The sequence below is a fragment of the Streptomyces sp. NPDC003697 genome, assembly GCF_053587115.1.
The window spans coordinates 1-6,564 of sequence record NZ_JBSFNN010000149.1; the positions used below are offsets into that span (position 1 = coordinate 1).

At 72.5% G+C, this 6,564-nt stretch carries 6 protein-coding genes; 2 read left to right on the forward strand and 4 right to left on the reverse strand.

The features are described 5' to 3' along the window. Positions 1–91: 91 nt before the first annotated feature. Positions 92–556 (reverse strand): HD domain-containing protein, encoded by a 465-nt coding sequence (locus tag ACWDNY_RS30975; RefSeq protein WP_451649133.1) that lies wholly within the window; start codon positions 554–556, stop codon positions 92–94. A 90-nt stretch (positions 557–646) separates the two neighbouring features. Continuing rightward, positions 647–1,825: a PP2C family protein-serine/threonine phosphatase gene (locus ACWDNY_RS30980; protein ID WP_451649134.1), complete on the reverse strand. Its 1,179-nt coding sequence runs from the start codon at positions 1,823–1,825 to the stop codon at positions 647–649. Positions 1,826–2,010: 185 nt separating this feature from the next. Between ACWDNY_RS30980 and ACWDNY_RS30985 the strand changes: the two genes are divergently transcribed. Next, entirely contained in the window at positions 2,011–3,252 is a 1,242-nt protein-coding gene (locus ACWDNY_RS30985) for a GNAT family N-acetyltransferase (protein ID WP_451649135.1), read from the forward strand. Between the two features lie 28 nt (positions 3,253–3,280). On the opposite strand, the gene ACWDNY_RS30990 is transcribed toward ACWDNY_RS30985, so the two are convergent. Both ACWDNY_RS30990 and ACWDNY_RS30995 read right to left on the reverse strand, forming a co-directional pair. Continuing rightward, positions 3,281–4,111, reverse strand: coding sequence for an Fpg/Nei family DNA glycosylase (locus ACWDNY_RS30990; RefSeq protein ID WP_451649136.1), 831 nt, complete (start codon positions 4,109–4,111; stop codon positions 3,281–3,283). A gap of 205 nt (positions 4,112–4,316) precedes the next feature. After that, entirely contained in the window at positions 4,317–4,802 is a 486-nt protein-coding gene (locus ACWDNY_RS30995) for a ribose-5-phosphate isomerase (RefSeq protein WP_451649137.1), read from the reverse strand. 217 nt (positions 4,803–5,019) lie between these two features. Between ACWDNY_RS30995 and ACWDNY_RS31000 the strand changes: the two genes are divergently transcribed. Beyond that, complete coding sequence (locus ACWDNY_RS31000; RefSeq protein WP_451649138.1) at positions 5,020–6,489, forward strand: amino acid permease; 1,470 nt, start codon at positions 5,020–5,022, stop codon at positions 6,487–6,489. Positions 6,490–6,564 lie beyond the last annotated feature (75 nt).

A 6,564-nucleotide genomic window follows, 5' to 3' on the forward strand; every position in this document is an offset into this window, starting at 1 on the left:
GAGTACATCCAGTACGAGGGCGTCCGGCCGGCACGCCGAGAGCACGCACCGGACGCCGCTCCTTGACGGGCAAACGTTGCCTGCCGCGGCACTAGAGGGGCGCGGTGAGGCCGAGGAGCGCGCGCATGCGGGCGTACTTCCCGGTCAGCCGGGTCCGGGTGGCCTCGTCGAGGACCGCGAGACGGGCCGGGTCCGCGTTGTGCGCCAGGTCCGCCTCCTTCACCAGCAGCGCGCCCGGCGTGGCGAGGATGCGCCGCGCGTACGCCTCCGGGGCCTCCCCCGCCCGCCTGGTGACCGCGCGCACGATGGCCTTCGTACGGCGGCTCAGCGCGGCCTCGCGCAGCCACGTCTCCGGCAGGGCGTCGTCCTCGACGGCGTCGTGCAGCCAGGCCGCCGCGATCTGGTCGGCGTCGCCGCCGCGGGTGCGGACGCCCTCCGCGACGGCCTCCAGGTGCTCGGCGTAGGGCCGGCCCGCTTTGTCCGTCCGGCCGGCGTGGGCGGCGCGGGCGACTGCCTCGGTCTCCGCCAGGGTGAGCGGCGTGTGCGTCTCGGTCATGGCCCCAGTGTCCCCGGGACGAGCGCGGGGTACGCCGGTGCCTGCGGGGGCCGTCGGCCCCCTCCAGCCTGGTCCGCCGCCGGACGACCTCTAGCGCAGTGCCTGCGCGGTCGGCCCCTCGCGGCAGATCAGCAGCAGCGCGCGGTCGTCGTTGACGTCCTTCGCGACCGCCTCGATCAGATGCCAGGCGGCCCCGTGGAAGCCGCCCGCGACATAACGGTCGGCCTCGCCGGTGAGGCGGTCGATGCCCTCGACGATGTCGCGGTCGGCCGTCTCCACCAGGCCGTCGGTGAAGAGCATCAGCACGTCGCCGGGCCGCAGGGAGCCCTTGACGGGGTCGAACTGGGCGCCGTCGTACACGCCCAGGAGCGGGCCCTCGGCGGCCTTCTCCTCCCAGCGGCCGCTGCCCGCGCTCAGCTGCAGCCCCGGCGGATGGCCGGCGGAGTACAACTCGTAGTCGCCGGAGTCCAGATCGAGGACCAGGTGGATCGACGTGGCGAAACCCTCGTCCCAGTCCTGGCGGAGCAGGTAGCCGTTCGCGGCGGGCAGGAACGCGTGCGGGGGCAGCGAGCCCAGCAGGCCGCCGAAAGCGCCCGACAGCAGCAGCGCCCGCGAGCCGGCGTCCATGCCCTTGCCCGAGACGTCCGTGAGGACGACCTCCAGGGTGCGGCCGCCGTTGGTCAGGGCGGCGACGACGAAGTCGCCGGAGAAGGACTGCCCGCCGGCCGGGCGCAGCGCCATCTCACGGTGCCAGCCCTCCGGCAGATGGGGCAGCTTGCTCTGCACGCGGATGCGTTCGCGCAGGTCGAACAGCATGGTCCCGCCGCGCCGCCAGGGCACGCCGACCCGGCTGCGGAACTGCGCGATCAGCAGCCCGAAGAAGCCGCAGGCCGCGACCACCAGCACCACGCCCGGGGTGACCCGGGACGGGCCGCCGGTGTACGGGCCGAGCCGCACCGACTCCACGATGAGGGCCGTGGCCGCCGCCGCGTACAGGGCGAGCAGGCTCGCCGGGCGCAGCAGCAGCCCGCCCGCGACGATCGGCAGGACGAGTGCGGCCGGTGAGAACCAGACGGAGTCGGCCAGTGTCAGGGAGGCGATCAGCGGGACGGTCAGCAGCAGACCGCCGAACGCGACCCAGTCCGAGCCGTTGCCGCGGAAGTAGTCGACGGCGGATCTGCGCACGCCGACGCGGACCCGGTGCCACTGCTTCTTCAACCGGGCCGTGAACGTCTCGGCTTCCGCGCGCCGCTCTCGTCCTGCTGCCATTAGTCCGGGACCCTATCCATCGGACCTGCCGCTTGGCACGGGAGGTCCCGCTTGTCCCCCGTCCGGGACCCGGCCGCACCGCGAACCGGGACCCGACTTCACAGTGAACGCCACGGAACGCCGCCGCGCTGCCGCCTGGGCGAAATTCGTTGGTCCGTTCCGGGGCGCGCTGATAGGCATGGCGCATGACCAGTGACCATGTGACGGAGCCGAGGGTACTGCGGAAGGACGAGTGGGACCCGTGGTACGACACCCTGGTCCGCGCCTTCGGGGGTGTCCCGGAGGCCCCCGAGGAGCGGGAGGCGTGGTACGCGCTGACCGAGTTCGACCGGTCCCTCGGTGTCTGGGACGGGGACGCGTGCGTGGGTACGGCGGGCGCGTTCAGCTTCCGGATCACCGTGCCCGGCGGCTCCCCGGTGGCCGCGGCGGGGATCACGATGGTCGGGGTGGCCGCGACCCATCGGCGGCGCGGGGTGCTGACGTCGATGATGCGCAGGCAGCTGGACGACGTGCGCTCCCGGGGGGAGTCGCTGGCGGTGCTGACCGCCTCCGAGCCCGCGATCTACGGCCGCTTCGGGTACGGGGCCGCGACGTTCCAGCTCCACGCCGAGATCGACACGGTCCGGGCCGGGCTGTCGGTCCCGGCGGGTACCGACGGCGTACGGCTGCGGTACGCGGCGCCCGAGGGCGTGCTGGGGGCGTGCGAGGCGGTGTACGCGCGGACCGTACCGGGCCGGCCGGGGATGCTGGCGCGGCAGCCTGGCTGGGAACGGGTGCCGCTGCTGGACCCTGAGAGCGAGCGGGACGGGGCGTCCCCGTTGCAGTGCGTGGTCGCCGAGCGGGCGGGAGAGGTCGTCGGGTACGCCCGCTACCGCGTCAAGCCGGGCTGGGACGTCGCCGGGGCCGAGGGCACGGTGCTCCTGCACGACCTGGCCGCGCTGGATCCGGCGGGCGAGGCGGCGCTGTGGCGCTTCCTGTGCGGCATCGACCTGACGACGACGCTGACGGTGCGGGGGCGGCCTGTCGACGACGCGTGGCAGTACCTGGTGTCCGACATCCGGCGGTGCAGGCCGCGGCTGCGGGACGGGCTGTACCTGCGGCTCGTCGACGTCGGGGCGGCGCTGCGGGCCCGGACGTACCAGGCGCCGGTGGACGTGGTGTTCGACGTGGAGGACGCGTTCTGCCCGTGGAACACGGGGCGTTGGCGGCTGAGCGGGGACCCGAAGGGCGCGTCCTGCGAGAGGACGCCGGACGCCGCGGACCTCGCCGTGTCCGTACGGGACCTGGGGGCGGCCTACCTCGGCGGTGTGCCGCTGGCCGCGCTGGCGGCCGCCGGGCGGGTACGGGAGCTGCGGCCCGGCGCGCTGGCGGAGGCGTCGGTGGGCTTCGGGTCGGCGGTGGCGCCGTGGCTGCCGCACGGGTTCTGAGCACGGGCGGCGTTCCGGTCCGGCCGCGTCAGTTCGTCTGGCAGGCCGGGCACCAGAACAGGTTGCGGGCGGCGAGGTCGGCCGTGCGGATCGCGCCGCCGCACAGGTGGCAGGGCTGGTCGGCCCGGCGGTAGACGTACACCTCGCCGCCGTGGTCGTCGACGCGCGGCGGGCGGCCCATCGCCTCCGGGGTGTGTTCCGGGCGGACGGTGTCGATGCGGTTGTTGCGGACGCCCTCGCGCATGAGGGCCACCAGGTCGGCCCATATCGCGTCCCATTCGGCGGGGGTGAGGTCCCGGCCGGCGCGGTAGGGGTCGATGCCGTGCCGGAAGAGCACCTCGGCCCGGTAGACGTTGCCGACGCCCGCGACCACCTTCTGGTCCATCAGGAGGGCGGCGACGGTCGTGCGGCTGCGGCGGACGCGGGCGTAGGCGGCGGCCGGGTCGGCGTCCGGGCGCAGCGGGTCGGGGCCGAGGCGGTCGTGCAGGGCCGCCTTCTCGGCGTCGGTGATCAGCGCGCAGGCCGTGGGGCCGCGCAGGTCGGCGTACGACGTGGCGTTGGCGAGGCGGAGCCGGACGGTGTCCGTGGGCGGGGGCGCGGGGGCGTCGCCGAGGGCGACCTTGCCGAAGAGGCCGAGGTGGATGTGCACCCAGGAGGTGGGGTCGGGCTCCGGGTCGGTGGGGGCGCCGAAGCCGAGGAAGAGGTGCTTGCCGTGGGCGTCGGCGGTCTTCAGGGCGCCGCCGTCGAGGAGGGCGGCGGCGTCGGAGAACTTGCCCTGGGGGCTGGAGACGGCCACCTCGCCGGTGAGGCGGGCCGCGTAGTCCTGCGCGAGTCGGTGGATCGTGTGCCCCTCTGGCACAGGCCGTGTTCCTTTCCCTGCCGTCCGTCGTCAGGGGCGCGGGTGCCGTGCGCCCCTCCTGTTCTGTCCCGCCGGTCCGCCGCCCGGTCGTGCTCCCGTCCGGCCGGGGCGGCTGGAGGAGCCGGGAGCCCCGGCCGGGGACACCTCGCTGCGGCGGCAGAGGCGGAGTCCGGGGGCGGACCGCCCCCGGGCCGGGACCGCGGTGCTACTGCTGCGGGTGGTGGGCCGGGATCGGCGGGAGGTGGCCCGTCGTCTCGTAGGCGGTGAGCATGTCGATGCGCCGGATGTGCCGCTCGTCGCCGGAGAACGGGGTGTTGAGGAAGGTCTCGACGAACTTCGTCGCCTCCTCCTGCGTGTGCATGCGCGCGCCCACCGCGACGACGTTGGCGTTGTTGTGCTGCCGGCCGAGCGAGGCGGTCTCCTCGCTCCAGGCCAGGGCCGCCCGCACGCCCTTCACCTTGTTCGCCGCGATCTGCTCGCCGTTGCCGGAGCCGCCGATCACGATGCCGAGGGCGTCGGAGTCCGCGGCCGTGCGCTCTGCCGCACGCAGGCAGAAGGGCGGGTAGTCGTCCTGGGCGTCGTAGATGTGCGGTCCGCAGTCGACGGGCTCGTGACCCGCCGCCTTCAGCCACTCGACGAGGTGGTTCTTGAGTTCGAAGCCCGCATGGTCCGAGCCGAGATACACGCGCATGGTCCGAGTGTGACACGGCGGTTTCCCACATCGCTGTCCGGGGTGCCCTATATCACACATGACAGAGCAATGTGGGGCGTGTTACAAAGCTCAAGGAAAACTGAAGTAACGATTGGGCTTCGAAGGTTCACGAATTCCAACGCCTCGGATTCACTGGACCGACTCGTACGCCGCTCGTACGGGAAACCGCTCACCCGGCGAAAAGGAATACCGTCATATGACCTCCCAGCCGACCCTGTCGAAGGGTGGAAGCGGCCAGACGAGCCCCGACCCGCACGCGTCCGGGCTCCAGGCCGGACTCAAGAACCGCCATCTGACGATGATCGCCATCGGCGGCGTCATCGGCGCGGGGCTGTTCGTGGGTTCCAGCTCCGGCATCGCCACCGCCGGCCCCGGCATCCTCCTGTCGTACGCCCTCGTCGGCACACTCGTCGTCCTCGTCATGCGCATGCTCGGCGAGATGTCCGCCGCCAACCCGACCTCGGGCTCCTTCTCCGCCCACGCCGACCGCGCGCTCGGCAACTGGGCCGGGTTCTCCATCGGCTGGCTGTACTGGTTCTTCTGGGTCGTCGTCCTCGCCGTGGAGGCGACCGCGGGCGCCAAGATCCTCGAAGGCTGGATCCCCGCCGTGCCCCAGTGGGGATGGGCGCTCATCGTCATGGTGGTGCTGACCGCCACGAACCTCGTCTCCGTCGGCTCCTACGGCGAGTTCGAGTTCTGGTTCGCCGGCATCAAGGTCGTGGCGATCGGAGCGTTCATCGTCGTCGGCGCGCTGGCCGTCTTCGGCGTCCTGCCGGGCGTCGACAGCGACAAGGCCGGCCTCTCCAACCTGACCGGGCACGGCGGCTTCCTGCCGAACGGACCCGGCGCCATCCTCACCGGCGTACTGCTCGTCGTCTTCTCCTTCATGGGCAGCGAGATCGCGACCCTGGCGGCGGGCGAGTCGGAGAACCCGCAGCGCGCGGTCACCAAGTCGACCAACAGCATCATCTGGCGTATCGCCGTCTTCTACCTCGGCTCGATCCTCGTGATCGTCTGCCTGCTCCCCTGGAACGACAAGTCGATCACCGAGAAGGGCTCCTACGTCGCCGCGCTGGACTCCCTCGGCATCGCGCACACCGGTCAGATCATGAACTTCATCGTGCTGACCTCGGTGCTGTCCTGCCTCAACTCCGGCCTGTACACGGCCTCCCGCATGGCCTTCTCGCTCGGTCAGCGCGGTGACGCGCCCAAGGCCTTCGCGCGGACCAACAGCCGTGGCGTGCCGATGACGGCGATCACCGTGTCGGTGGTCTTCGGCTTCGTCGCCGTGTTCTTCAACTACAAGTTCCCGGACTCCGTCTTCCTCTTCCTCGTCAACTCCTCCGGCGCGGTCGCGCTGTTCGTCTGGCTGGTCATCTGCTTCTCGCAGCTGCGCATGCGCAGGATCATCCAGCGGGAGGCGCCGGAGAAGCTGGTCGTGAGGATGTGGCTGTACCCGTACCTGACCTGGGCCGCGGCCGCGGTCATCGTGCTCGTCCTCGGCTACATGCTGACCGACACCGAGCACGACGGGCGGGAGACGGTGCTGCTGTCGCTGCTGGTCGCGGCGATCGTGCTGGTGATCGCCTTCGTCAAGCAGAAGGTCGGCGGCGGCCGCGGCGCCGCCGAGGCGCCGGCCGAGGCGCAGAAGGTCTCGGCGGGCTGACCCGGCCGAGCCCCACAACGCCAGAGCACGGCAGGCTCGTCGCCCGTGCCCACACCGAGGGCGAGGTGATCTCCG

What these genes read in the sequence shown, in the direction of transcription:
- ACWDNY_RS30975 (WP_451649133.1), bottom strand. Translation starts at nt 556, where the DNA reads ATGACCGAGACGCACACGCCGCTCACCCTGGCGGAGACCGAGGCAGTC.
- ACWDNY_RS30995 (WP_451649137.1), bottom strand. Translation starts at nt 4,802, where the DNA reads ATGCGCGTGTATCTCGGCTCGGACCATGCGGGCTTCGAACTCAAGAAC.
- ACWDNY_RS30985 (WP_451649135.1), top strand. Translation starts at nt 2,011, where the DNA reads ATGACCAGTGACCATGTGACGGAGCCGAGGGTACTGCGGAAGGACGAG.
- ACWDNY_RS31000 (WP_451649138.1), top strand. Translation starts at nt 5,020, where the DNA reads ATGACCTCCCAGCCGACCCTGTCGAAGGGTGGAAGCGGCCAGACGAGC.
- ACWDNY_RS30980 (WP_451649134.1), bottom strand. Translation starts at nt 1,825, where the DNA reads ATGGCAGCAGGACGAGAGCGGCGCGCGGAAGCCGAGACGTTCACGGCC.